The sequence below is a fragment of the Acinetobacter sp. SK-43 genome, assembly GCF_015351505.1.
Lineage (GTDB): Bacteria > Pseudomonadota > Gammaproteobacteria > Pseudomonadales > Moraxellaceae > Acinetobacter > Acinetobacter junii.
The window spans coordinates 24,963-50,398 of the sequence record NZ_JADKPY010000036.1 but is presented as its reverse complement, the minus strand read 5'-3'; the positions used below and the strand labels follow the sequence as shown (position 1 = coordinate 50,398).

Sequence of the window (25,436 nt, the reverse complement as noted above, 5' to 3'; positions counted from 1 at the left end):
ATTTTTATATTAAAAAAATTGGAGAATGTAATGCATCCTATCGTCATCATCGGATCAGGCATGGCTGGTTATACTGTTGCACGAGAATTCCGTAAACTGAGTCCTGAACAAGAACTCATGATGATCTGCGCGGATGATGCGGTAAACTATGCTAAACCAACATTATCCAATGCTTTTGCAGGTAATAAAGCACCTGAACAAATTGCTCTAGGTGATGCTGCTAAAATGGCAGCCCAACTTAATATGCGTATTGAAGCGGCAACTTTGGTAAAAGAAATTCATCCTGAAAACCATGAAATCACGTTAGAAAAAAATGGTGAGATTTTCAAACAAGCCTATTCAAAATTAGTTCTTGCAGTGGGTGCAAATCCGATTCGTTTAGCAATTGCGGGCGATGGTAGTGAAGATATTCACGTGGTCAACTCATTGGTTGACTATAGTGTATTCCGTGAAAATCTAGCAAAGCGCAAAGACAAACGCGTAGTGATTCTCGGAGCTGGATTGATTGGCTGTGAATTTGCGAATGACTTATTACATAGTAACTATGACGTTACGGTCATTGATTTAGCACCTCAACCACTTGGACGCTTATTACCAACTCATGTTGCTGAAGCATTTAAAACCAACTTAGAAGAAGCTGGGATTAAATTTGCACTTTCAACTACAGTTGAGAAAGTTACCAAAATTAATGATGGTGAAGACTACGCTGTGACTTTGGCGAATGGACAAACTTTGGTTGCAGATATTGTTCTTTCTGCTATCGGTTTACAACCAAACACTGCTTTAGCCAAAGCTGCCGATATTCAAACTAGTCGAGGTATTATCACAAATACACTACTAGAGACCAATCAAGCTGATATCTATGCAGTGGGTGACTGTGCTGAAGTAAATGGAACTTTGCTTCCATACGTCATGCCTATCATGCAACAAGCACGTGCTTTAGCAAAAACTTTAAGTGGTCAAAGCACAAATGTTCATTACCCTGCTATGCCAGTTGCGGTAAAAACACCAGCTGCACCTCTTACTGTTTTACCTGCACCAATTGATGTTGAAGTGAATTGGGAAACTGAAGAGTTTGATGATGGTATGCTTGCTAAAGCAACTGATGCTGAAGGGACATTAAGAGGTTTTGTTTTATTAGGTGCAACTGCTGGTAAACAGCGTTTAACTTTAACTAAACTCGTACCGGACTTGATTCCTGCTCAAGCTTAAGGTTTAAATAACAGAGTTTATTGAGAAATGGGTTCCAATAAACTCTCTCCCGAAAGTAGATAAAAACAATTCAACTTGGAATGAATACCATGAACAGCGCACTTCAATTTAATGTCTCTCCTTATGCTCCATTTATGCAAGAAACCAAAGTTACTTTGGGTAATGGCATTGAGTTACATGTTGAGGTTGGGGGAAATCCTGAGCATCCAACAATTTTGTTGGTGATGGGATTAGGCGCGCAAATGCTGTTTTGGCCAGATTTTTTTTGCAAATCCCTAATTGATCAAGGATTTCGTGTTATTCGATTTGATAATCGTGATATTGGTTTGTCTTCAAAAGTTCGTCATAAAGGACAACGACTGAATACCATGAAACTCATGAGTCGATTCATGGTCGGGTTAACGAATGAAGGTGCGCCCTACACGCTTTATGATATGGCTGACGATGTGGCTATGCTAATAGATCAGCTAGGTTTAGAAAAAACCTATATTATCGGTGCCTCTATGGGTGGCATGATTTCACAAATCGTAGCAGCTAAATATCCAGAAAAAGTTGAGAAAATCGGCCTTTTATTTACAAGTAATAATCAGCCGTTTTTACCACCACCTTTTCCGAAACAGCTCTTTAGCTTAATTGGAAAACCTGAAGCTCATGATGAAGATGCGATCGTCAATCATAGTTTAAAAGTATTTCATATTATCGGCTCTCCTGGATACGTTAACCAAGTAGAAGCAATTCAGACTATTCGTAAACTATATCGTCGTAGTTTCTATCCAGCGGGTGTACTTCAACAATTTTTAGCAATATTATGTACAGGTTCATTGCTGCCACTCAATAAGACTATTAATCAACCAACATTAGTGGTACACGGTTCAAAAGATCGCTTATTACCGCCAAGTCATGGGAAAGCGGTTGCAAAAGCGATTTCTGGTGCTAAGTTTGAATTAATTCATGGAATGGGGCATGATATTCCTGCACATTTCATTCCTCAACTTAGTGGTTTGTTTGCACATCACTTTAAATCATCACACTAGGACACTATGGCTGCATTACCCTCATTAAGACAGCTATCATATTTAGTTACGTTGTCAGAAACTTTACATTTTACTGAAGCAGCTCGTCGATCATTTGTTACCCAATCAACATTATCGGGTGGCATTATGGAATTGGAGCGTCTTTTAGGTGGCGTCTTAGTTGAGCGTGATCGTCAAAACGTCCGTTTGACTCCTCTAGGTGAACAGGTTGTTGCCCGTGCGCGTGTATTACTAGCTGATGCACAAGATTTGATGCGCCTAAGCCGAGAAATGAGCGAACCATTAACAGGTGATTTGCATCTTGGAATTATTCCTACAATCGCACCTTTTATCTTGACGCAACTTTTAGATGAAGTTCATCGTCAACTTCCTAAAATACAACTTCATCTACATGAAGCACAAAGTGAGAAAATTGTCGAAAAATTAGAACACGGCAATTTAGATATGATCGTTCTTGCTTTGCCATTCGATACTCGTGGTTTAAAAGTTGCTGAAATCGCTAAAGAAAACTTATTTGTTGTTTACAATAAAAAAGATAAGAATGCGGCTGAAGCAACTTCATTAGATGATTTGGATTTAACACGTCTCATGCTTTTAGAAGAAGGACATTGTTTACGTGATCATACACTGAGTGCTTGCCCAGTCGGCGAACGTAAAAATGATCACCGTTTAAAAGCGAGTTCACTACCAACGCTTGTTGAAATGGTGTCTTCTGATTTAGGTTTTACTTTATTACCTGAGATAGCTTTGAAGAACAGTATGATTCATTTTAATGAAGAAATTGCTGTCAAATCGATCGGTGATGCCCCAAGCCGCACACTTGCTTTAGTAACTCGCAAAAGTACTCCTCTACAAAGCGAGTTCGATGTGATTTTTCAGATTTTGAAGAAAATCACTGCGCATCTAGAATAAAATAAAATGCCTGTAATATGAATTACAGGCATTTTTTTAAAGAAAAACAGTAAAAATTTCTATTTTATTTCCAATAAATTTACTTGCTCAACCTGTACATCACTCATGCGTCGACCTTGATCTAATAATTGGTCAAAATAAGACTCAACCACTTTGGCTTGATCAGCTGTATTTTCAACTTTATACATGTTTTGACGAAATTCGTTGCTAGAGCGTAAACCTTTCGTATACCAAGCAATATGTTTACGGGCTATACGGCATCCTGAGTATTCACCATAAAATTGATACAGCTCAGCTAAATGCCCCATTAAAACTTGTTTCACTTCTACAATTTCTGGTGCCGCCAAGTGCTCCCCTGTCTCAAGATAATGCGCAATTTCTCTAAAAATCCATGGTCGTCCCTGAGCAGCACGCCCGATCATAACAGCATCAGCACCAGTATAATCTAAAACATATTTTGCCTTTTCAGGACTATCGATATCGCCATTCGCAATCAAGGGAATATTTATGTTTTTTTTAACTTCACGAATTAATTCATAGCGAGCAGTATTTAAATACATATCTTCACGTGTACGACCATGTAAAGCTAAAGCTGCTATACCTGAATCCTCGGCACGCTTCGCGACACGAAGAATATTTTCCTCACCATTTAAAAAGCCAAGGCGTGTTTTTAAAGTTACAGGTACATCCACTGCTGCAACGACAGCATCTAAAATCCTTGCCACGAGATCTTCATCTTGCAGTAAAGCCGAACCCGCGAGTTTATTACATACTTTTTTCGCAGGACATCCCATATTAATGTCAACGATTTGCGCACCATTCGCAACCTGATATTGTGCAGCTTCAGCAAGTTGCTCTGGATCAGAGCCAGCTATTTGTGCTGAAATTGGAGCAAGTTCACCGTCAAAATTAGCTCTGTACAAACTTTTTTTGCTCATGCGAAGCGTTTTATCAGCGGTCATCATTTCACTAACCGCATGACCCGCACCAAAGTATTTACATAAGGTTCTGAACGGTCTATCGGTTACACCCGCCATAGGTGCGACAATCAAATTATTTGACAGTTGATATGGGCCAATATACATATATTTTCTTACAAATTCTGATCAACATAGTATACTTCATTCGCCCATTCAGCTCATCTTTTTATGCGGTGTTGCACTGATTATGAATAAATCGACTTCGACTCGTCCCTTTTTCAAGACTATTAGCATCTTAACTGCATGCATAAGCTTAGCCGCTTGTGGTGATAATGCTTGGTGGTCAAGTGACAAAGATCCTGAGATGGAGGCTGATCAAATCAGAAAGGTCATTCCTGCACGTGTAAATGATCGTGAATCTTGGTCTCAAGATATTTTCGATATTATGCAAGAGCTAAGCATTCCTAAAACTAAGCAAAATGTATGTAGTATTGTCGCTGTAGTCGATCAAGAATCGAACTTTGTTGCTGACCCTACAGTACCTGGATTAGGTGCAAAAGCGGTTGAGGAAATTAACTCAAGACTAAAAGAAAAGTTCGAAGCAAAACTTGGCGAAAAAATTGGTGGCACAGTCGCTGGTTATTTTGAAGATGTACTCAAAAACCAACCTTCACCAGAAAACAACTATATGAGCCAGATGCGTAAAGTACAAACTGAACGCGAATTAGACTTACTCTATCGAGAAATTTTCGATTACATGGCTCAACATTATCATGTGAGTGCATTAACAGGCGCAGCCAAACTGGTTGGGCAAGACATTGGTGAGAAGTTAAATCCAATCACCACATTAGGCTCAATGCAAGTACATATCAATTATGCCAAAGAGCATAAACGTAAAGCTGGAGGCATAGCCGAGTTACGCAATGATCTTTACACTCAGTATGGCGGTCTATACTACGGTATTCATCGTTTAATGGAATACCCTGCTAATTATGATGAAGCAATTTATCGATTTGCAGATTATAACTCTGGAATGTATTCGAGCCGTAATGCTGCCTTCCAAAAAATGCTAGGTGCATTAACAGAAGCTGAAATTAGTTTAGATGGTGACTTACTCCTATACAATAAAGACGGTGATGTAAGATCTACACAAAGCCAAACTGAAAAAGAATTAATTGCTGTTTTTGCTCAAAATAATGTATTGGTAACTCCACGACAAATTCGTGCCGATCTGAAAAAAGAAAAAGAGAAAAAATTTGAAGATACTCAAACTTACTTAGCTGTTCAAAAACTTTATCAAAAGAAAACCAACAAAGAACCAATGTATGCTGTCATGCCTCAAGTGGTCATTTCAGGGCCTAAATTGAGTCGTGATTACAATACAAATTGGTTTGCAAGTCGTGTTAACGGGCGTTATGAGCAATGCATGCAAAAAGCAAAAAGAATCAAACTATAAATCTTGCACTCTTTGATTTTGACGGGACTTTATATCCCAAAGATAGTTTTACTGGGTTTATCTTTTACACCCTTTCAAAACGACATATTGTAAAAAATGGCTTGAAAATTCTGCCATGGATTCAAGCCTATTATTTAAATTTATATCCAGCACATGCAATGAGACCAAAACTTTATCAAAGCATGTTCAAAGATATTCCCGTCGATTTTGTAGATCAACTATCGCAAGATTATGCAAAAAAAATAATTAAAAAACTTGATTCAAATTTAATGAAACAATTGCATAAACATCAGCAACGTGGCGATCATATTGTGCTGGTTTCAGCTTCAATTGATTTATACCTTAAATATGTTTGTAAATTTTTAAATATCGAACTTATTTGTACAATAACTGAAATACAAAATGGTCATTTAACTGGTTTTTATCAGTCAGAAGATTGTAGTCGAGAGCAGAAGAAACGACGTATATTGGATCAATATAATCTCTCTAATTATCAACATATTTATGCGTATGGTAACAGTGAAGAAGACTTAGAAATGCTATCTATTGCTGATTTTACCTATATGGTTGGCGAAGATAAGCCATTACCAAAAGTCGATGATTCTCAAGACCATGACATGTGGAAGAATGTTAAAAAAATATAAAAAAAGCCCGCTTGAAGCGAGCTTTTTTACACAGAGTGAATTAATAAATCGCCATGTGATCACGATGGATCATTTCTAGTGAACGTGCTTCACCAAGTACTTGGTAGACTTTTTCGGAAGACAGTCCCTTAACCATTTCAGCTGAGCGCGAACTAAAATTCACACGACCAACGGCAATTCTAGCGCCACTCTTATCTACACATTCCACAACATCACCGCGATCGAAATGCCCTTCTATCGCCTTGACACCTACAGGTAACAAACTACGATGTTTAAGTTTGATCGCTTCAACTGCACCGTCATCTATAACTAAACGACCCGCTGTTTGCAAATGCGCAGCCAACCATTGCTGATGTGCTGTGACACGGTCATTATCAGTCGTAAATAAAGTGCCCAACATTTCACCCGCCATCAAACGAGCAAGTACATTTTCACTTTCACCACTGGCAATTAAAGTTGGACAACCAGATTTTGCAGCAAGGCGAGCTGCGCGAACCTTGGTAACCATACCACCACGACCAAGTACGCCGCCACCACCTGCCATTTCAAACAGCGTGTCATCTAATGCACGAACAGATGAGAATAATTTAGCATTAGGATTACTGCGTGGATCTGAATCAAACATCCCTTGTTGATCAGTCAAAATAATCAACAATTCAGCCTGAACTTGCCCCGCAACCATTGCTGCTAAAGTATCATTATCACCAAAACGAATTTCGTCAGTTGATACCGTATCATTCTCATTAATTACAGGAATGACTCGCCAATCGATTAAATTCTGTAGAGCATCACATGAGTTTAAATAGCGACGTCTGTCAGCTAGATCATCATGTGTAAGGAGTACTTGCGCAGTTTGGATACCATGCTGATCAAGTACGCTAGACCATGTATGAATCAGTCCCATTTGACCAATTGCAGCGCAAGCCTGCAAACTGGGTAGATCAGTGGGTCGACTCGCAAGCTTCATGCGTACCATCCCTTCTGCAACTGCTCCTGAAGACACGAGTATGATCTCGTGTCCAGCATTGTGTAGATCAGCAATTTGCTTCGCCCAGTGGGAGATCGCATTCAGATCTAAACCTTGACCATTTGCAGTGAGTAGAGATGATCCGATTTTAACAACGATTCGTTTACACGCATTGAGCTGACGTTGCCCATCGACCACTTCTATCATTTTATCCTCGGTTCACTAATCACGAACGTAGATACTTTCTACGCCGCCTTCATCTTCATCATCATCAAAATCTTCATCATCGTCCAAGTCAGCTTCACGCTGAGCTTTACGCATAGCACGATATGCTTCTTTTGCTGCGATGGTTTGTTCACGCGTTTCAGCTTCAAGCTGTTCACGTAATGCTTTAATTTCTGCAGCGTACTCTGGATCTTCAACTTCGCGCTCACGTTGTTGCTCGATTTGATCCATTAAGTAATAAACAACTTCTTTAGTACCTTCTGCCATCAAACCAGAAGTTTTAAATACAGGACCAGTCCACTGCAATTCATCTAGAATGTGCTGACACCACTCATCTCTCGATTCTTCAGGAAGTTGATCAAGTTTATTTAGTACAAGAACAATCGGAAGTTTTGCTAATGTCGGAGAGAATTTTTCTAATTCAGCTAAAATTGCACGTGCATTATAAGCTGGATCTGAACCATCAATTGGTTGTACATCAACAATATGCAGAAGAATACGTGTACGTGCCAAGTGCTTTAAGAAGCGAATCCCTAACCCTGCACCTTCAGCTGCACCTTCGATTAATCCAGGAATATCAGCCATAACAAATGAACGATGACGATCGGCATCTACAACACCAAGATTCGGAACCATCGTTGTAAATGGATAGTCAGCAACTTTTGGTTTTGCCGCACTTACAGCACGAATAAATGTCGATTTACCAGCATTCGGCATACCGAGTAAACCTACATCTGCTAAGACTTTCAATTCTAAACGAACTTCACGGTACTCACCTTTGATCCCGTGTGTACATTTACGTGGTGAACGATTGGTAGATGATTTGAAATGAGTATTTCCCAAACCACCATCACCACCGTTTGCCACTTTTACACGTTGACCGTCAGCAACTAAATCACCAATGATGTCGCCTGACTCGGTATCTACGATTGTTGTACCAACAGGTACTTTTAAAATAATGTCTTCGCCACCACGACCTGAACAGTTCGCACCTGAACCATTCTTACCACGTTCAGCACGGAAACGTCGTGTGTAACGATAATCAACTAGGGTGCTGGTATCATCATCGGCTTGAATATATATACTTCCGCCACGTCCCCCATCGCCCCCATCAGGGCCACCAAAAGGGACAAATTTTTCACGGCGAAAACTGGCTACGCCATTGCCACCGTCGCCAGCCTCTACGGTTATGACTGCTTCATCAACAAAGCGCATGTGCCAATCCTCTAAAATCTTAAAAGCGGACTATTTTGCCACATTTTAATAAATTTCTCGAATAGAATAATCAGCAAATGCATATCAAACGCTAAAAAAGAGTTTTTTGTTACCTTTAAGGCTTTACATTCTTCAATGGCAAATCCATTTTCATATCTAAATTCGCTTTTGTGTCTTGCACTGAGTTATACATGATTGCGTTGAATGAGGAAATATTACTCATATTGATAGCATCATTCATATAAAAGCTTGGCTTAAATTGATGTTTTACAGGAAGTGTAACCGATTCATCGAATCCAAAATGAACGGGACCATCAAACACAATTTTAACTGGAATGGTATATGTCCGCTTTAATTCAAATGGTATATCTAACTTAACTGGCACATTCAATTTGAGTGGAAATTTAGGCAATAATTTATTTTGATAAATTAAATCAGTGGATGTTTCAATAGGCATAAGCTCACCCACTTTCAACATCGTTTGATAATTAATGTTGACCGTAATTGGTGTTTCAACTTCAAAACTCAAATCAGCTAAATATTTTCCTTTTAACGGCAATTGCAATGTGCGATCAATATCTAAAGTAGTTTGTAATTGACCTTCAGACCGAACTCGTAAATGTTCCCCTACCTGAATTTTGGTTCCTAAAGATTCAGGCAATCGAATATCAGCTTGTTCAGCCGATACAATCAAAGATGCCTGAATATTCAGATAAAACCAAAATAAAATCGCCACTAACGTAGTGAGAATCACAAAACTGATCAATAAACTTTTAAGTGATTTGGTGATATCCATTACTCACCTATTTTAACGTCATGAGGTGATGCAGGCTCATCAACAGGTTGAGTTTTCACACGATCTAAATAAATTGTAGATAGTGGAATTTTCAACTCACCGTCTGCAATTTTTACAGGAAGTGTATTTTTCACATCTACCGATGCACTTAACTCAGAAGTAATCGGTACGTTTAATTTTCCTTGAATTGGAATATTGGCATCAAGCTGTGCTTTTAGAGGAATATTTAGATTTTCTTTAAGCACTGTTCGTACAGGCGCATCAAATTTCAAATGAACTTTTTGATGTAAAGGAACTTGGATATCTATCGGCACAGCAAGTTTTAATGGAATCGTGCCTTTTAATGGCAACGTGACATCATTACCTAATATTTTAACTTGAACTTTGGTATCAATTGGTAAATTTTGATTTACCTGAATCGTTTCCTTAACTGGAATAGTTGTACTAATTGGTACGAGATTATCAAAATAAACTCTTGGTGTAAGTGTTTGTGTTAAAGGAACATTAAGCTGCTCATCTATTGGGATTTTTGCATTGACTCGACCATCAACATCTACATTAAGTGCATCTTTTACTTTTACGCGGACTTGCAATGGTTCTTGTAAATCAATCGCAACATCTTGATCTTTTAAAGGTATATAAATGTTGAAGTGTTTAAATACCCACATTGCAATATAAACACCACATAGGTTTGCAACAATGATAAGACCAAATATCGCCTATAAACGTCTAAACTGCAACAATGAAGTAATCCTAACTAATCCTATCCCTTTGTGATTATTTTCGTCTATTTTAATGTTTTAATCTGCATAGATTCTGTACAGTCAATTAAAAAGCCCAGTCTAAACTGGGCTTTTATTGTATAGCTTTGCTAACAAATATTATGCATTTGTTTCAGCAGGAACTTTTGCATAGCTCACGCCACACATTTGTTCAGCAATACGTAAAACTTGACAGCTATAACCCACTTCGTTGTCATACCAAACATAAGCAGTTAAACGGTTACCAGAAGTGATTGTTGCTTGCGCATCAAATACACCCGCAGTACGAGAACCGATAAAGTCACTAGATACAACCTCAGTTGAGTTTGTATAGCCAATTTGACCTTGTAGATTAGAGTTGATCGAAATTTGACGAATGTATTCGTTTACTTCTTCACGATCCACTTCTTTCTCTAACGTTAAGTTCAAGATCGCAAGAGAAACGTTTGGTGTAGGTACACGTACTGAGTTACCAGTTAATTTACCTTTAAGTGCTGGTAATGCTTTAGCAACAGCTTTAGCAGCACCAGTTTCAGTAATAACCATGTTTAGTGTAGCTGCACGACCACGGCGATCAGCCTTGTGATAGTTATCGATCAAGTTCTGGTCGTTAGTGAATGAGTGAACTGTTTCAACATGACCATTTAATACTTTGTATTTGTCATCTAAAACTTTTAATACAGGTGTAATTGCATTCGTTGTACAGCTTGCTGCTGAGATGATTTTGTCTTCATCTAAGATATCAGCTTGGTTCACACCAAATACAACGTTCTTCATGTCACCCTTACCAGGTGCAGTCAACACAACACGAGCAACGCCAGCGCATTGTAAGTGTTGGCTTAAACCATCAACATCACGCCATTTACCTGTGTTGTCGATAAGAAGAGCATTATCAATACCGTAAGCTGTGTAATCTACTTCGCTTGGGCTTGATGCATAAATCACTTTGATGAATTGACCATTTGCAATGATTGCTTCGTTTTCTTCATCAACTGAGATTGTGCCGTCGAATGTACCGTGAATTGAATCACGACGTAACAAAGAAGCACGTTTTGATAAGTCACCATCAGATGATTTACGTACAACAATCGCTTTTAAACTTAAGCCACGACCTAAACCAGATTGACTGATGATTAAACGCGCTAAGATACGACCAATACGACCAAAACCGTAAAGCACAACATCTTTTGGCTCAGCAGCTTCTGAATTACCTTGGACAGAAGAAACAGCGTTTGCAACAAAAGCGTCAACATCACCACCTAGATTTTTATATTCAACAGCAAGTTTGCCGATATCAACTTCTGCAGAACCAATATTTTCAACTTTCATCAGCGCTTCCAAGATTGGGAAGGTGTGAACAACTGAAAGCTCAACGTCTAACATACGTGTACGACGATGAGTTTTTAAAATTTGGATCACTGAACGGTTAATTAAAGAACGACCGTAAACAGAAACAACAATATTTTTCTCACGGTATAATTGACCAATTAAGGTAATCATGCGTTCCGCGATTTCTTCACGGTTTTTCCAACGACCTTGGTGTTCTGCGTGTAAGGCAATGATAGTTTCTTTGCTCACAGTTACGTCCTCTAATTTATATATACTGGGCGTGAATTTTAAAACGCCACAATTGTAATAGAATTATCATCATTATTGAATCAAAAGCTGCTAATCGGGCTAAGATTTTGTCCTAATTGACTATAAATTCATAAAATACCTATAATTATTTTTATGATTATTAGAAAATCATTTGTATTCAGGCATTACTCTTCTCGATTCACTCACTCATAATCTTCGCAGCTCCCAAAAACAACTACACCTACTTCGTTATTCTACTTCATCGTTTGGTTTTATACGTTTGGGGTACTGCTTGAGGTTGACCTCAAGTTGATTCTGACGTCGTTTCTGCTCCAAGAGATGTAAAGTACCTTCTAAAATTAGCACCAATACTGCCAACCAAATTGGAATATAAGTCAGCCACTCTTCCGCACCAATTTTTTCACCCAGTAACAAAGACACAAGCGCCAATAAAACAGGCTCTAAATAGCCCAATAGACCAAAAATAATTAATGGCAAATATCGACTAGCTAAAATGTAACTCCCCAAACCAATTGCGCTAAGTAAACCTAGACCAATAACCACAAAAAATAAACTTGGAAACTCTAAAAACTTCACATACGGTGTTGCTCCTGTATGTGTAAGAAAAATAGCAATTGGCAGTATCAACAATAAATCCCACCAAAAACCACCCAAATTATCGGTATGTATCTGCTTTCTTAAAATAAAATAAGCGGCATAGCCTATCGCTACAAATGCGGTTTCCCAAGCAATACTTCCCAGTCGCCAAACCTCATGCCCCACCCCAAATACAGCTAGTAAAACTGCGACCCACTGAAATTTTGAGAGTTTTTCTCCATAAAGAACACTTCCCGCTAGCACTAAAACCAAAGGAAGCAGGAAATAACCTAAAGAAACTTGTAACCCCCGACCATGCATAGGCCCCCATAAAAACAACCAAAGTTGCGCTGAGGTAAGTATCGAAGTAATTATTAATAATAGAATTAAACTTGGCTTAGCTAATATTCTTTGAAAGATCGATTTGATATGAACCAAATCACCACTCATCCACATAAATAAAGTTAAAAATGGTAATGTCGCAATAATACGCCAACCAAAGGTTTGCTCACTATCGAGCGCCCCCAAAAACTGAGTATAAAAATATAAAACACCGAACGTTACTGAAGCCAAAATAGAATAGGCTATTCCTTTAAACATTTTGAACCTCAGCGTTATTAGACGCCCTAATAAATACTTGACTTATCCACTATATAAAAATAAAAAAACCATGCAAGCATGGTTTCGAATAAGTATAACTTATTTATCGATGGTCGGGAAAAATTACATCGCTAACATCAAAACCTAGAGATTTTGCATAGTTTAAATATTCCAAGATGGTTTCTTTTTTAGGATTAGGGGTTCTAGATAATACCCATAAATATTTACGTCTCGGTTCACCAACTAAAACTGTTTGATATTCTTCATCCAATTTCAAAATCCAGTAATCACCTCGTGCTAAAGGAACCCATCGAACACCTTCTGGTAAAAAACTTACACTTAATTTTGTGTTAAATGGAGCATTTACGACAAAGGCTTCACCTATACTTTGCTGTAAATTTCCATCTTTGTCATAACATTTATTATCAACAACAATATTGCCATTTTCATTAAGTGTATAAGTCGCTGAAACGTTGTAAGCACATTTACGTTCAAAGAACATAGGTTTGCGTGCAACTTCGTACCATACTCCCAAATACTTATCCAACTCCACCTTATCAACAGTTGCTAAAGGCTTTGTTTGAGCATATGCAATTGTGCCGGCAGCCAAACCTGTTAGAACAACACCACCCACTGCAATTTTAGCTAGTCGCCAACTCGCTTTTGGAAAAGTTTTAATAAATGGCATGGGAAATCCTCAAAACAGAAATTTGTTATAAATAGTCATATAGTTAGCTTAGTAACATAGCCCAATTTATAAACAAAAACTGTTGCGATATGTATCATCTAACAGGATTTATCTCAACAATTATGACTGCAACATATGCGCTTTCATTCGAACAATCTCATCACGTAATCGAGCTGCTTGCTCAAATTGTAACTCTTTCGATGCTTTCAACATTTCCTTTTCCAATTTAGAAATGTGTTTTGCAAATAACTTTGGATCAGAGAGTAAGTGTTGCTCATCAGCACTGATTGACTGAGCTTGCTCAAGCACTTTTTCATCGATCTCATCATCACTGAGCACTTCGCCAGTATCAATTTCTTTAATGGTTTGTCGCACAGCACTGCGTGGTGTAATACAGTGAAGCTCATTGAACTCGATTTGCTTATTGCGACGACGCTCAGTCTCATCCATAGCCTTACGCATAGAATCAGTAATGCGATCAGCATATAAAATTGCTTTACCCTTCACATTACGAGCCGCACGACCAATAGTTTGAATCAATGACCGTTCTGAACGCAAGAACCCTTCTTTATCCGCATCTAAAATAGCGACTAAAGAGACTTCTGGCATATCCAAACCTTCACGCAACAAGTTGATCCCAACCAGTACATCATGCACACCTGTGCGTAATTCATGAATAATCTTTACACGCTCAACCGTATCAATATCAGAATGCAGATAAGCTACCTTGACACCATACTCTTTTAGATATGAAGTTAAATCTTCAGCCATTCGCTTGGTCAGTGTAGTCACAAGGACACGTTCATTGACTTGTTTACGAATATTAATCTCAGATAAAACGTCATCCACTTGCGTCAAAACTGGACGCACTTCAATTTCAGGATCAATTAATCCAGTAGGACGAACCACCTGCTCAACAATTTGTTCTGACTTTTCCAACTCGTATTGCGCTGGTGTTGCACTGACAAATACCGTCGTCGGAACAATGCGCTCCCACTCTTCAAACTTCATAGGACGGTTATCCAAAGCACTCGGTAAACGGAACCCGTAATTCACTAAGTTCTCTTTACGCGAGCGGTCTCCTTTGTACATCGCCCCAATTTGAGGAACTGTTACATGCGATTCATCAATAATCAGCAAAGCATCTTCAGGAATATAATCAAACAAGGTGGGTGGTGCCTCACCTGCTCCTCGACCTGAAAGATGACGTGAGTAATTCTCAATCCCGTTGGTATACCCGAGCTGTTGCATCATTTCTAAATCATAGCGTGTACGTTGCTCAATACGTTGAGCTTCGAGCAATTTATCATTGTCTTTGAAAAATTTAAGCTGATCTTTTAATTCATCTTTAATCGTATCAATCGCGCGGGTTAGATGATCTTTTGGTGTTACATAATGACTTTTCGGATAGATTGTTACACGAGGAACTTTACGCACCAACTTACCCGTCAAAGGATCAAACCATCGAATCGAGTCAACCTCATCATCAAACAGTTCAACGCGAATGGCATCTTGATCAGATTCAGCAGGAAAAATATCAATAATTTCACCACGGATTCGATAAGTACCGCGTAAAAACTCTAACTCGTTGCGTGTATATTGCATTTCAACTAGACGACGAATAATGTCATCTCGACTGACGCGATCCCCTTGCACGATATGCAATAGCATTTGCATATAAGCATTTGGGTCACCCAAACCATAAATCGCCGATACTGAAGCAACAATAATTGCATCTCTGCGTTCTAATAATGCACGAGTTGCAGAAAGTCGCATCTGATCGATGTGATCATTGATCGCTGAGTCTTTTTCAATAAACGTATCTGAAGAAGGAACATAAGCTTCAGGTTGATAATAATCGTAATAACTTACAAAGTACTCAACCGCATTATTTGGAAAAAAGGCTTTAAATTCTCCATAAAGCTGTGCTGCCAGGGTTTTATTATGTGCCATAACGATGGTTGGACGTTGCGTTTGAGCAATCACATTTGCCATCGTATAGGTTTTTCCAGAACCTGTTACCCCTAACAACAATTGATTGCGAAAACCTTGTTCAATTCCTTTGACTAATTTTTCAATCGCCTGTGGTTGATCTCCCGCGGGTTGGTAATTTGTCACTAAGTCGAAAGGTTGATTTTCGCTCACAAGCACACTCTTTGATAAAATTTAAAAATAGTTTAACAAATCAATCTGGGCTAGTTGCTGCTTTTCAAGTTTAGTTGCATTTTATTAATAAGGTAACAACTGCCCATCCCAATTTAATAATTTCCCATGCTGATGTTTAGATAAGTTGTTCATCACGGAAATTAATCGATCGGCAGTTTGCTCAGCACTATATAATTTTTCTGGCGAAATATTGCGTTGGAATGGTTTAGATAATTCTGAATCCGTTGTTCCTGGATGAATACTTGCCACGAGAATATTTGAAGATTTACGTGCCCACTCGATACTTAAATTTTTAATGAACATATTCAGTGCGGCTTTGGTCATTCTATAGCTATACCATCCTCCTAAGCTATTATCCTCCAAACTCCCGACTTTAGCCGACAAGGAGAGCCATTTTAGATCATAATTTTTATTTAGAATTGGGGCTAAGGCTTTTGCAAGATGGACATGAGTCATTACGTTTTGTGACAAAGATTTATAAATCCATTCATCTCGAATTTGACTTAACATTTTCTCAGGCATATTAATATCTTCATGCAGCACACCTGCACAACAATAAATTTCTGAAACCTGAATATGATCCAAAAATTCTCGTACATGGTCTATTTGATCTGGGTCTGACAAGTCAGCTTGTAAATCACATTCTCTAAGCTTCTGGCGACTAATAGCATAAACTTGCTTTGTAGGTTGATGAATTAACTGTTTAAAAAGTGCATGACCAATTCCACCTGAAGCCCCAGCAACAACGATACTCATTTGGATCACCTAAAGATTAATCATTTTTCAAACTTGAGCTTAGACAATAAGATGTGAATTTCATGTCACGAGAATTTTATCGCAATTCCCTTAACTGATTTGAAATAAAAAAGGCACTTAAGAATTTGAAATTCTTAGCATAACAATTAAATATTTTTTTACTTGACCCTATTACAAATCAATAGCAACATGGTTGCAACGACAACGCAAAATACGAATTCCAATGACATATCAATACCATGACGAAACAATCATTACAGAGCTTCCAGAAGACACTGTTTTTGTTTTTGGAAGTAATTTAGCAGGTATTCATGATACTGGAGCTGCACGTATAGCTGCACAACATTTTGCGGCGGTAAAAGGTGTTGGTCGTGGTTGGGCTGGTCAAAGTTTTGCTATTCCAACGCTCAATGAACATTTGCAACAAATGCCTCTTCCACAGATCGAACATTACGTTAATGATTTTAAAATTTATACGAAAAATCATCCCAAAATGAAGTATTTTGTGACTGCTCTTGGATGTGGAAGTGCGGGTTATAAATTTTCGGAAATTGCACCATTGTTTGAAGGCATTTCAAATAATGTGATTTTCCCACAATCCTTCAAACCCTATTTAGAACCTGACCGCAAAAGACTTTTCCCAACATTGACTCAAGAATGGGTGAAAGCTTTTATCAAAAATGAAGTTATTTTTTTTGATGAATACGGTTATCAATCTTATGAAGAAGCTCTCAACACGACTTCGTTGTCACCTGAACAGCAACAAATTGCATTACAAATTTTAAAAGAACCGATGTACCCATGTGATCGGTATGATCGTGGTCGTGAATATGAAATTAACGATACGCTCAAACATTTATCTAGCTTATTTAATTTTGATGAAAATGACGAAAAACCGATGATTTTCATTGGGACGATTATTGCATTGATGGAACTATACGAATTTGATGAAGATGACTTCATTCACCTATGGAATGGAGATATCCGAATTGATCATTGTGTAAATCGTTAATTGATAAGATCAGCTAAACCAAATCCCACAATAATTACAAATACAAGATTTGGTTTACATGGTTCTCTATTCGATAACTGACACACATTGCTGCGTACATATTTGATTTACATCAATATTATTACAAAAAAATTTTAGCTTTCATCACACTGACTTATTACTTTCATACTTTATCCGCCTATAATCAACATCTGATGAATAAAAAGCACACATAATAAGGATCAGATTGTGTGATTAAACTTAATCAATAGGGACATCTGAATGAAAGCTCAATCTCGTAAATTTATTGTTGCAACATCTGCAATTTCGATCATGGCTTTAAGTTATGCTGCGTTTAATCAAAGCAATACAAATCCAAATGCTCCAGTTAAAACCAACTCGATCAATCAAAGTACAACAAACTCTCTATCTACAACTCCATTATCAGTCGCAACACCCAAATTAAAAAGCACGATTCAAGCCCCAACAAATTCAAATACACCGATTAAAAATCAATATATTGTGGTTTTAAATCCATTATCTGAGTTACCGAGTACAGCTGCCAAAAATATCGCTCAACAATTTGGTGGAAAAATTCTATTTGTTTATTCAAAAGCAGTTCGCGGCTTTGCGATCAGTATTCCTGAAACAGCAAGTGAGCAATTTATTCAGGCAATGCAAAGAAATCCTCAGGTTAATTTTATTGAGCAAGATGCTGTCATACAAACCAATCTAACCACTCAGTCAAATCCTTCATGGGGCTTGGATCGAATTGATCAAACCAATCTACCACTCAGCAAAAGCTTCAGTTATGAAAATACCGGTGCAGGTGTTAATGCCTATGTTGTAGACACAGGAATCTTGTCAACACATCAGGAATTTACAGGCAGAATTCAAAATGGTTTTAGTGCGATCAATGATGGTCGAGGGACAGAAGATTGTGATGGTCATGGCACACATGTAGCTGGAACTTTAGCAGGCACCACATATGGTGTAGCTAAAAATAGTCTTATCACCCCAGTGCGCGTTCTGGACTGTAATGGCTCTGGTGCAATGAGCGGCGTCATATCAGGTTTAGACTGGATTATTCAAAATGGTCGCAAACCCGCTGTAGTGAATATGTCACTGGGTGGTAGTGCATACAGCACATTAGACACTGCTGTTGATAATCTCGTGAATAACGGTTTCGTTACTGTAGTGGCTGCAGGTAATTCAAATACCGATGCGTGTAATAGCTCACCTGCACGAGCGGCAAAAGCAATTACAGTTGCAGCAACGGACAGTAGTGATAATCGTGCAAGTTATTCAAACTACGGAAGCTGCGTAGACTTATTTGCACCTGGTAGCAATATTGCATCAGCATGGATTGGTAGCAACACAGCGACAGCCAATTTAAATGGTACTTCGATGGCATCACCTCATGTAGCTGGTGTCGTTGCAACTTTATTAGAAAGCTCCCCTACAGCTACTGTTCAAACGATAACAACTCAGTTACTCAGTTCTGCTACTGCGAATGTTGTATTAAACGTTGCTGGTAGTCCAAATAAGCTTCTTTACAACACTGTGTCGAGCGTAACTCAGCCGACTACTCCGACTTCGATTGTTAGAATTAGCCAATTAACTGGTTCTTCTGTAATCGTTTCAAAGTTAGGAACATGGCGCGCTAATGTCATCGCAACTGTGACTGATTCAAACAATTTACCAATCGCAAATGCGACAGTAAGTGGAGGTTTTAGTGTTGGAGGAACATCAATAAATTGCACGACAAATTCACAAGGTCAATGCCAATTGAACAGTGGTAATATCAGCCGATTTACGAGCAATACCAAATACAGTGTCAAAAATATTTCAGGTACCAATATGACTTACGCTTCTAGCAGCAATATCGTAAGCTCAGTTACCATTTATCGTTAATAGATAGAACGATTATAAAAAAACCTCGCAAGCTGCGAGGTTTTTTATTTTAATCACACTGTGACTTGATTAACGCTTGCCCATTGAGCGACGTGTGCCACGAGGTGGCATCCAAGTACGATCAGCATACTGTTCAGGTTTTGGTCTCACCTGATTGTGTGTTGACTGCTCATCTGAGTCATCTTGCGCAGATGGCATCGGGAAAGGTAATTTCACCAAAGCTTTTTTGGCTTTTGGTTGTTGCGTACTCATTAAAATTCTCTCGAAATCTAAATTTCTAGCGGCTATTGTAAAGGATTTTTGATATTTTGATAAAAATAAAATATGTAAAAAACAAAATCCTATAAATCTTCAGTATTTGGTAACTTTTTATTCGATTAAGGCAACTTTCGACCACACCTCAGCTTATTTGAGCTAAAATATAATGCTTTTTATTTTTTAATCCCATAAGAAGGAATAATGCCGTGGACGTACGTCTATCTGATCGTGTAAATGCTATCAAACCGTCCCCTACACTAGCAGTTACAAATAAAGCTGCAGAACTTAAAGCTGCTGGTAAAAACGTGATTGGTTTAGGTGCAGGCGAACCAGACTTTGATACACCTCAACACATCAAAGATGCAGCAATTGAAGCGATTAACAAAGGCTTTACAAAATATACAGCAGTTGACGGCACTCCAAGCTTAAAAAAGGCGATTATTGCGAAATTAAAACGTGATAACAATTTAGATTATCAACCTAACCAGATTTTAGTATCTTGTGGTGGTAAGCAAAGTTTCTTTAATTTGGCGCTTGCGCTCTTAAATAAAGGCGATGAAGTCATCATCCCTGCACCATTTTGGGTAAGTTATCCAGATATGGTGATCATCGCTGAAGGTACGCCAGTGATTGTAAAATGTGGTGAAGAACAACGTTTCAAAATCACACCTGAACAATTAGAAGCTGCGATCACACCAAATACTCGTTTGTTGGTACTTAACAGTCCTTCAAACCCAACAGGTATGATTTATACCAAAGCTGAGTTAGAAGCTCTTGCTGACGTTCTACGCCGTCATCCGCAAGTTTTAATTGCTTCAGATGATATGTATGAACCAATCCGTTGGGAAAATGAATTCTACAACATTGCGACGATTGCTCCTGATTTATACGACCGCACTATCGTACTCAATGGCGTATCTAAGGCTTATGCAATGACAGGCTGGCGTATTGGTTATGCTGCAGGTCCAGCAAAACTAATCGGTGCGATGAAAAACATTCAATCACAATCTACATCGAACCCAACTTCAATTTCACAAGTTGCAGCTGAAGCCGCATTAAATGGTCCACAAGACGTCCTTCAACCTATGATTGAAGCATTTAAGCGTCGCCATGACTTGGTTGTGAATGGTCTGAATGAAATCAAAGGTATTTCTTGCTTACCAGCAGATGGTGCATTCTACGCATACGCAAACATTCGCCCATTGATTCGTGCTAAAGGCTTAAAATCTTGCACAGAGTTTTCTGAATGGTTGCTCGAAGAAACTGGTGTAGCAGTTGTACCAGGTGATGCATTTGGTTTAGGTGGCTTTATGCGTATTTCATATGCAACTGCTGATGAAGTGTTGGTAGATGCTCTAACGCGTATTAAAAATGCTGCTGATTCAATCGAAGGCGTTGATGCAGCAATTGCTTCTATTGAAGCAGAGAAAACAGCTTAAATCCTAAAAAACAAATAAAAAAGACCTGTCTTGTACAGGTCTTTTTTATTTCAGAAATATTAAACCCGTTTTGGACGACTTAATGTCAAATAATGACAATAGAAAGGGAAACTTTCGTTCAAAGCAATTTTTTGAACTTTATTTTCTAAAGTATTCCAAGCATATGCATAGGCTTGTTTAAATAAACTATGCTTTTTAAAAGCGAAAAGAAATAAAGAGTTTTGACCATTTACCCCATCTTGTGTTGGCAACAAATAATGCGATTTTGCTAAGGTCTTAAGCTGATGCTCCGTCCATTTATCACTTAGCCAAAGTTGTAATAAATCACCTAAATATAAGCGCTCATCACTAAAACTTGCGAAATGAATATTTGCACTTTCTACGACTTGATAATATTGGGAAGGATCGTTAATTATATTGAGATAATTTTGCTTGTAGAAAGAAAAATTTGAAAAAATAGATTCAATACGAAGAGTAGTCATTTCGACCTCCGATTTAGCCATTTTAGTGCTGGCAAGTTGGGTTAAATCCACACTGTTTAGACTGATCTAAACACTTTTGTTAAATCAAAATCTAACAACAGCCTCATCAAAATTCAAGTTTTTTTTATAGACTTTGCTCAACTGTGCAAATAAAAAGCATCCAACATCAAAATATAAGAAACTTGATGTTTTTCGCTTGACCGATTTTAAAAGCCGCCTATAATGGCACTCAGATTCTCCCATAGCTCAGTCGGTAGAGCGACGGACTGTTAATCCGCAGGTCCCTGGTTCGAGCCCAGGTGGGAGAGCCAAGATTCAAAAAGCCTTTATCTTTGATAAAGGCTTTTTTATTGCAAATATAAAATTTAAATGCCCCTATTTCTAGAGGCATCTTGATCAATTCATTTTTTAAGCAGCAATATTTGCAGGAACACCACTATGAAAACGGAAAGTATCATCTGGGCTTAAAATTAAATTCTTTTCAACCTCACGTATATGATCAATACGCTTCTGAATATTCTCTTCAGGGTCTTTCAATTTTGCTGTTTTAGCTACATCTAAAGCCAGCGCTAAATAATCTTCAAAATGACGAGACTCTGATTTAAGCAAATATCGATAATATCGCCCCAACTCATCATCAACCTTCGGTGCTAGTGAATAAAATCGCTCACAAGAACGTGCCTCAACAAATGCACCAATGATCATCACATCAATCAAAGCTTCAGGTTCATAAGTACGAATTTCTTTGCGTAGCTCCCCTGCATACCGCCCTGCACTTAAGCCTTTCCACTCTAAACCACGTTTAGTCATGAACTCTAACACTTGCTCATAGTGCAGCATTTCTTCACGAACTAATTGTGCTAACTTTACTTGCAGGTCAGTAAAAAAACTATAACGGAACATTAAGTTCATCGCTGTTCCCGCAGCCTTTTTTTCACAATTCGCATGGTCTTGCATTAAGATATCTAAGTGATTAACAGCTTCATCTAACCAAGCTTGAGGAGTCGTACACCCTAAGAAATCAATAACAGGTTGCATTAACTCATCGTAGTTTAAATTACTCATCCAATTATCTCTCAGCCGCCTGAATTGCTGCCTTCATATCTTTGACTGCTTGAGCTAAACCTACAAATATACTATCTGCAATAATTGAATGCCCGATATTGAGTTCATGAATTTGTGGAATCGCAGCAATGGGTGCAACATTATTTAGGTTCAAACCATGCCCTGCATTCACAACTAGCCCTTTAGCTGCTGCATATTCAGCACCTTTGATAATGCGTTCCAATTCAGCATGTTGTTCTGCTTCAGTTTCAGCATCAGCATAAGCACCTGTATGAATCTCAATGGTTGGAGCACCGCATGCTACTGCAGCATCAATTTGAGCAAAATCAGCATCAATAAATAAAGAAACATCACTACCAATCGCTTTGAGTGCCTCAGTAGCCGCTTTGACTTTATCAAAATGACCTACCACATCCAAGCCCCCCTCAGTCGTTACTTCTTGGCGACGCTCTGGAACAAAACATACATGTTGTGGTTTGATTTCTTTGGCAAACTCAACCATTTCATCGGTAACTGCCAATTCAAGATTCATACGCGTTTTCAATAAAGGACGCATCCGACGAACATCATCATCTTGTATATGACGACGGTCTTCACGCAAATGCAAAGTGATCCCCTCAGCGCCTGCTTCTTCACAGATTAAAGCAGCTTGAACTGGATCAGGATAAGTAGTACCACGTGCTTGTCTTAATGTCGCAACATGATCAATATTTACACCCAATATTGCAGCCATAAAAATATCCTATAGGTTATTACACAAAGCAGTTCAGATACTGCCTCAAGAGAATTAAGATTGAGTATTTTGAATCCACAATTGCCGACTTTTTAAAGGGCGATCGCCCAATAATGCGCTAATCATCTGACGATATAGTTTACTCAATAATTGCAATTGCTCGTTAGCAAAATCCTGTCCAAGCTCATAACTTTGCATCGATGCGATTAAACGTCCTTCTAACGTAGATCTAGATGCTTGTGCAACAGGCATAAAACCATCATTCAGTTGAAATTGGTAATGCTGAAAAGCAAGAATTTCTTGTTGATTTGCATCAATCGAAAAATCTATTGCATAACCAAGTTCTTGCAATAGAACATGTTCAAATTGGCGTAAAATCTGTTTCAAAAATACTGAGGCTTGCGGATGTGAAGCTAACTGTTGTAACTGCAACAATATCACTTGGTATTGTTGAAAAGTTTGCGACATGGCTTCTTCTAGGGGACATAAACGCAATAAAATTTCATTTAAATAAAATCCAGCAAAAAAAGCATCGCCATGAAAAAAAACAGGCTGATTTAGAATTTCTAATTTAGTGAAATTTTTGAGTTCCGACTTACCTGAAGCTTGTAAGCGAATTGGCTGGTATTGTGGAGGAGGCGTTTGCCTTAAAATTCCATCCACGCGTCCACATTCTTGTGTAAACAAATGCACAATATGACTTTTTTCACGGTATTTACGATGGTGAATTAAATAACCATGTAGAACTTCATTGCGCATCATATGACAAGATCAGTCCTTGTCTTCCTCATTGTCTTTCTGCTCTTCATCATCACCATCAGGAATGACTGCACCAACTACAACAGCAGTTCCTTTTACCACACCTTTAGTAGTCTTGTAGGCAACTTTAACAGGTACGGTTACAAGTTTGTGAATACAACCTTGCAACATGAATACACACATCAGGATAGCAAATACATGTATTGATTTTTTCATACCTGTTTCCTTGTACATTATTGCTTAGATATCACTATAACCCAAGCTTTTGAGCGCACGCTCATCATCAGACCATCCACCTTTAACTTTCACCCAAAGCGTCAACATGATCTTTTGTTCAAACATTTTTTCCATGTCTGTACGTGCATCCATACCAATACTTTTTAGTTTCGCACCTTTGTCTCCGATGACAATTGCTTTTTGACCTTGGCGCTCGACAAAAATCGTTGCATCAATATAAGTACAAGGTGGCTTTAGACGACCAGTTTTTTCATTTACTGTCGCTTCTTCTGTTTTAAACGATTCAATTTGTACCGTTAAATCATATGGAAGTTCTTCACCCAACTGACGCATAATTTTCTCACGAATAATTTCACTCGCAAGAAAACGTTCAGAACGATCGGTAATTTGGTCTAATGAATATAAAGGGGCTTGATAAGGCAAATATTTTTCAATAGTGTCACGTAAATGTTCTAGATTAGCACCACGTAGTGCCGACACTGGAACAATTTCAGCAAAGTCCATTAATTTGGCACGTTCACGAATTAATGGTAGCGCTTCATTCTTATTTTCAAAAGTATCTAGCTTATTGATCACCAGAATGACTGGCATTTCTGCATTCTTAAGTTTCTCTAAAACCAACTCATCATTTTGAGTCCATTTTTGAGCATCGACCACAAATAAAACTAGATTCACATCTCGTAATGCTGAATGTGCAGCACGATTCATCATTTTATTAATCGCACGCACTTCTTTTTTGTGCATCCCAGGTGTATCTACAAATACAGCCTGAGATTTCTCACGTGAATCAATACCGACAATTTTATGACGTGTCGTTTGTGGCTTACGTGAAGTGATCGAAAGCTTTTGACCTAGCAAGTGATTCATTAATGTCGATTTACCAACATTAGGACGACCCACAATTGCAACGAAACCGCTTTTAAAGTCGGAAGGAATTGTTGTTCCTTGCGAGCTAAAGAACTGATCAATTAAATTATTGCCATCTTGCGACACAATTGCATCTGGCTTATTTTCATCTGAATGAGACATTC

Annotated in this window: 25 protein-coding genes and 1 tRNA gene; 9 read left to right on the top strand and 17 right to left on the bottom strand. The window is 38.3% G+C overall.

Translation table 11 applies throughout. The annotated features are described in order from the left end of the window. The first annotated feature begins 30 nt into the window (after window positions 1-30). The 3 genes from rubB (at window position 31) to oxyR (ending at window position 3,158) form a co-directional block, all read left to right on the top strand. Window positions 31-1,212: a rubredoxin reductase RubB gene (gene rubB, locus IRT38_RS08650; RefSeq protein WP_004953119.1), complete on the top strand. Its 1,182-nt coding sequence runs from the start codon at window positions 31-33 to the stop codon at window positions 1,210-1,212. An 89-nt stretch (window positions 1,213-1,301) separates the two neighbouring features. Beyond that, complete coding sequence (gene estB / locus IRT38_RS08645; RefSeq protein ID WP_004913400.1) at window positions 1,302-2,246, top strand: esterase EstB; 945 nt, start codon at window positions 1,302-1,304, stop codon at window positions 2,244-2,246. A gap of 6 nt (window positions 2,247-2,252) precedes the next feature. Next, window positions 2,253-3,158 (top strand): LysR family transcriptional regulator OxyR, encoded by a 906-nt coding sequence (oxyR, locus tag IRT38_RS08640; RefSeq protein WP_004953118.1) that lies wholly within the window; start codon window positions 2,253-2,255, stop codon window positions 3,156-3,158. 59 nt (window positions 3,159-3,217) lie between these two features. Here the strand turns inward: oxyR and dusB are convergent, their stop codons facing one another. Next, complete coding sequence (dusB, locus tag IRT38_RS08635) at window positions 3,218-4,243, bottom strand: tRNA dihydrouridine synthase DusB (RefSeq protein WP_004953115.1); 1,026 nt, start codon at window positions 4,241-4,243, stop codon at window positions 3,218-3,220. A gap of 82 nt (window positions 4,244-4,325) precedes the next feature. On the opposite strand from dusB, the gene IRT38_RS08630 reads away from it, so the two are divergent. Together IRT38_RS08630 and IRT38_RS08625 are read left to right on the top strand one after the other, a co-directional pair. Then, on the top strand, window positions 4,326-5,534 hold the full coding sequence (locus tag IRT38_RS08630; RefSeq protein WP_194597459.1) for a DUF1615 domain-containing protein: 1,209 nt from the start codon (window positions 4,326-4,328) through the stop codon (window positions 5,532-5,534). Continuing rightward, entirely contained in the window at window positions 5,501-6,178 is a 678-nt protein-coding gene (locus IRT38_RS08625) for an HAD family hydrolase (protein WP_194597458.1), read from the top strand. Before IRT38_RS08630 ends, IRT38_RS08625 begins: the two co-directional genes overlap by 34 nt. A 40-nt stretch (window positions 6,179-6,218) precedes the next feature. Here IRT38_RS08625 and proB read toward each other — a convergent pair whose 3' ends face one another. The 9 genes from proB to IRT38_RS08580 all read right to left on the bottom strand — a co-directional run bounded on the left by proB (window position 6,219) and on the right by IRT38_RS08580 (window position 16,527). Next, complete coding sequence (proB, locus tag IRT38_RS08620; RefSeq protein WP_004913414.1) at window positions 6,219-7,352, bottom strand: glutamate 5-kinase; 1,134 nt, start codon at window positions 7,350-7,352, stop codon at window positions 6,219-6,221. 15 nt (window positions 7,353-7,367) lie between these two features. Continuing rightward, window positions 7,368-8,585, bottom strand: a complete 1,218-nt coding sequence (cgtA, locus tag IRT38_RS08615) for an Obg family GTPase CgtA (protein WP_004913416.1) — start codon at window positions 8,583-8,585, stop codon at window positions 7,368-7,370. Between the two features lie 115 nt (window positions 8,586-8,700). After that, window positions 8,701-9,381 carry a hypothetical protein gene (locus IRT38_RS08610; RefSeq protein ID WP_194597457.1) on the bottom strand — a complete coding sequence of 227 codons (681 nt, stop codon included), beginning with the start codon at window positions 9,379-9,381 and terminating at the stop codon, window positions 8,701-8,703. After that, the gene (locus IRT38_RS08605) at window positions 9,381-10,097 is read right to left on the bottom strand and encodes an MFS transporter (protein WP_227592154.1); all 717 of its coding nucleotides are present in this window, start codon (window positions 10,095-10,097) and stop codon (window positions 9,381-9,383) included. The genes IRT38_RS08610 and IRT38_RS08605 overlap by 1 nt, the downstream gene beginning before the upstream one ends. Before the next feature lie 165 nt (window positions 10,098-10,262). Beyond that, window positions 10,263-11,720, bottom strand: a complete 1,458-nt coding sequence (locus tag IRT38_RS08600; protein WP_194597456.1) for a glyceraldehyde-3-phosphate dehydrogenase — start codon at window positions 11,718-11,720, stop codon at window positions 10,263-10,265. Window positions 11,721-11,969: 249 nt separating this feature from the next. Beyond that, complete coding sequence (gene rarD / locus IRT38_RS08595; RefSeq protein WP_194597455.1) at window positions 11,970-12,917, bottom strand: EamA family transporter RarD; 948 nt, start codon at window positions 12,915-12,917, stop codon at window positions 11,970-11,972. Window positions 12,918-13,020: 103 nt separating this feature from the next. Further along, window positions 13,021-13,605: a lipocalin family protein gene (locus tag IRT38_RS08590; RefSeq protein WP_004953101.1), complete on the bottom strand. Its 585-nt coding sequence runs from the start codon at window positions 13,603-13,605 to the stop codon at window positions 13,021-13,023. Between the two features lie 120 nt (window positions 13,606-13,725). Continuing rightward, window positions 13,726-15,750: an excinuclease ABC subunit UvrB gene (gene uvrB, locus IRT38_RS08585; protein WP_194597454.1), complete on the bottom strand. Its 2,025-nt coding sequence runs from the start codon at window positions 15,748-15,750 to the stop codon at window positions 13,726-13,728. An 84-nt stretch (window positions 15,751-15,834) separates the two neighbouring features. Then, on the bottom strand, window positions 15,835-16,527 hold the full coding sequence (locus IRT38_RS08580) for an SDR family NAD(P)-dependent oxidoreductase (RefSeq protein ID WP_194597453.1): 693 nt from the start codon (window positions 16,525-16,527) through the stop codon (window positions 15,835-15,837). A gap of 223 nt (window positions 16,528-16,750) precedes the next feature. On the opposite strand from IRT38_RS08580, the gene IRT38_RS08575 reads away from it, so the two are divergent. Further along, entirely contained in the window at window positions 16,751-17,539 is a 789-nt protein-coding gene (locus tag IRT38_RS08575; protein WP_194597452.1) for a hypothetical protein, read from the top strand. Window positions 17,540-17,800: 261 nt separating this feature from the next. Continuing rightward, on the top strand, window positions 17,801-19,432 hold the full coding sequence (locus tag IRT38_RS08570; protein WP_194597451.1) for a S8 family peptidase: 1,632 nt from the start codon (window positions 17,801-17,803) through the stop codon (window positions 19,430-19,432). 69 nt (window positions 19,433-19,501) lie between these two features. Here IRT38_RS08570 and IRT38_RS08565 read toward each other — a convergent pair whose 3' ends face one another. Further along, the gene (locus IRT38_RS08565; protein WP_004913435.1) at window positions 19,502-19,684 is read right to left on the bottom strand and encodes a hypothetical protein; all 183 of its coding nucleotides are present in this window, start codon (window positions 19,682-19,684) and stop codon (window positions 19,502-19,504) included. A 212-nt stretch (window positions 19,685-19,896) separates the two neighbouring features. On the opposite strand from IRT38_RS08565, the gene IRT38_RS08560 reads away from it, so the two are divergent. Beyond that, window positions 19,897-21,129 (top strand): pyridoxal phosphate-dependent aminotransferase, encoded by a 1,233-nt coding sequence (locus IRT38_RS08560; protein ID WP_194597450.1) that lies wholly within the window; start codon window positions 19,897-19,899, stop codon window positions 21,127-21,129. A 59-nt stretch (window positions 21,130-21,188) separates the two neighbouring features. On the opposite strand, the gene IRT38_RS08555 is transcribed toward IRT38_RS08560, so the two are convergent. Then, a complete protein-coding gene (locus IRT38_RS08555; protein ID WP_004913441.1) occupies window positions 21,189-21,611 on the bottom strand; it encodes a hypothetical protein in 423 nt (140 codons plus the stop codon). 235 nt (window positions 21,612-21,846) lie between these two features. Between IRT38_RS08555 and IRT38_RS08550 the strand changes: the two genes are divergently transcribed. Next, a tRNA-Asn gene (locus tag IRT38_RS08550) sits at window positions 21,847-21,922 on the top strand. A 97-nt stretch (window positions 21,923-22,019) separates the two neighbouring features. Here IRT38_RS08550 and IRT38_RS08545 read toward each other — a convergent pair. From IRT38_RS08545 to era, 5 genes are read right to left on the bottom strand one after another with little or no spacing between them, the layout of a single operon-like run. Then, window positions 22,020-22,676, bottom strand: coding sequence for a tRNA-(ms[2]io[6]A)-hydroxylase (locus IRT38_RS08545; protein WP_004913443.1), 657 nt, complete (start codon window positions 22,674-22,676; stop codon window positions 22,020-22,022). Between the two features lie 4 nt (window positions 22,677-22,680). Next, window positions 22,681-23,409, bottom strand: a complete 729-nt coding sequence (gene pdxJ, locus IRT38_RS08540) for a pyridoxine 5'-phosphate synthase (RefSeq protein ID WP_004913445.1) — start codon at window positions 23,407-23,409, stop codon at window positions 22,681-22,683. A gap of 54 nt (window positions 23,410-23,463) precedes the next feature. Then, entirely contained in the window at window positions 23,464-24,171 is a 708-nt protein-coding gene (locus IRT38_RS08535) for a DNA repair protein RecO (protein WP_151958309.1), read from the bottom strand. Between the two features lie 9 nt (window positions 24,172-24,180). Further along, entirely contained in the window at window positions 24,181-24,384 is a 204-nt protein-coding gene (locus IRT38_RS08530; RefSeq protein ID WP_004953083.1) for an NF038104 family lipoprotein, read from the bottom strand. Window positions 24,385-24,408: 24 nt separating this feature from the next. Further along, window positions 24,409-25,434: a GTPase Era gene (gene era, locus IRT38_RS08525; protein ID WP_129262311.1), complete on the bottom strand. Its 1,026-nt coding sequence runs from the start codon at window positions 25,432-25,434 to the stop codon at window positions 24,409-24,411. Window positions 25,435-25,436 lie beyond the last annotated feature (2 nt).

What these genes read in the sequence shown, in the direction of transcription:
- rubB (WP_004953119.1), top strand. Translation starts at nt 31, where the DNA reads ATGCATCCTATCGTCATCATCGGATCAGGCATGGCTGGTTATACTGTT.
- estB (WP_004913400.1), top strand. Translation starts at nt 1,302, where the DNA reads ATGAACAGCGCACTTCAATTTAATGTCTCTCCTTATGCTCCATTTATG.
- oxyR (WP_004953118.1), top strand. Translation starts at nt 2,253, where the DNA reads ATGGCTGCATTACCCTCATTAAGACAGCTATCATATTTAGTTACGTTG.
- dusB (WP_004953115.1), bottom strand. Translation starts at nt 4,243, where the DNA reads ATGTATATTGGCCCATATCAACTGTCAAATAATTTGATTGTCGCACCT.
- IRT38_RS08630 (WP_194597459.1), top strand. Translation starts at nt 4,326, where the DNA reads ATGAATAAATCGACTTCGACTCGTCCCTTTTTCAAGACTATTAGCATC.
- IRT38_RS08625 (WP_194597458.1), top strand. Translation starts at nt 5,501, where the DNA reads ATGCATGCAAAAAGCAAAAAGAATCAAACTATAAATCTTGCACTCTTT.
- proB (WP_004913414.1), bottom strand. Translation starts at nt 7,352, where the DNA reads ATGATAGAAGTGGTCGATGGGCAACGTCAGCTCAATGCGTGTAAACGA.
- cgtA (WP_004913416.1), bottom strand. Translation starts at nt 8,585, where the DNA reads ATGCGCTTTGTTGATGAAGCAGTCATAACCGTAGAGGCTGGCGACGGT.
- IRT38_RS08610 (WP_194597457.1), bottom strand. Translation starts at nt 9,381, where the DNA reads ATGGATATCACCAAATCACTTAAAAGTTTATTGATCAGTTTTGTGATT.
- rarD (WP_194597455.1), bottom strand. Translation starts at nt 12,917, where the DNA reads ATGTTTAAAGGAATAGCCTATTCTATTTTGGCTTCAGTAACGTTCGGT.
- IRT38_RS08590 (WP_004953101.1), bottom strand. Translation starts at nt 13,605, where the DNA reads ATGCCATTTATTAAAACTTTTCCAAAAGCGAGTTGGCGACTAGCTAAA.
- IRT38_RS08580 (WP_194597453.1), bottom strand. Translation starts at nt 16,527, where the DNA reads ATGAGTATCGTTGTTGCTGGGGCTTCAGGTGGAATTGGTCATGCACTT.
- IRT38_RS08575 (WP_194597452.1), top strand. Translation starts at nt 16,751, where the DNA reads ATGACATATCAATACCATGACGAAACAATCATTACAGAGCTTCCAGAA.
- IRT38_RS08570 (WP_194597451.1), top strand. Translation starts at nt 17,801, where the DNA reads ATGAAAGCTCAATCTCGTAAATTTATTGTTGCAACATCTGCAATTTCG.
- IRT38_RS08565 (WP_004913435.1), bottom strand. Translation starts at nt 19,684, where the DNA reads ATGAGTACGCAACAACCAAAAGCCAAAAAAGCTTTGGTGAAATTACCT.
- IRT38_RS08555 (WP_004913441.1), bottom strand. Translation starts at nt 21,611, where the DNA reads ATGACTACTCTTCGTATTGAATCTATTTTTTCAAATTTTTCTTTCTAC.
- IRT38_RS08545 (WP_004913443.1), bottom strand. Translation starts at nt 22,676, where the DNA reads ATGAGTAATTTAAACTACGATGAGTTAATGCAACCTGTTATTGATTTC.
- pdxJ (WP_004913445.1), bottom strand. Translation starts at nt 23,409, where the DNA reads ATGGCTGCAATATTGGGTGTAAATATTGATCATGTTGCGACATTAAGA.
- IRT38_RS08535 (WP_151958309.1), bottom strand. Translation starts at nt 24,171, where the DNA reads ATGATGCGCAATGAAGTTCTACATGGTTATTTAATTCACCATCGTAAA.
- IRT38_RS08530 (WP_004953083.1), bottom strand. Translation starts at nt 24,384, where the DNA reads ATGAAAAAATCAATACATGTATTTGCTATCCTGATGTGTGTATTCATG.
- era (WP_129262311.1), bottom strand. Translation starts at nt 25,434, where the DNA reads ATGTCTCATTCAGATGAAAATAAGCCAGATGCAATTGTGTCGCAAGAT.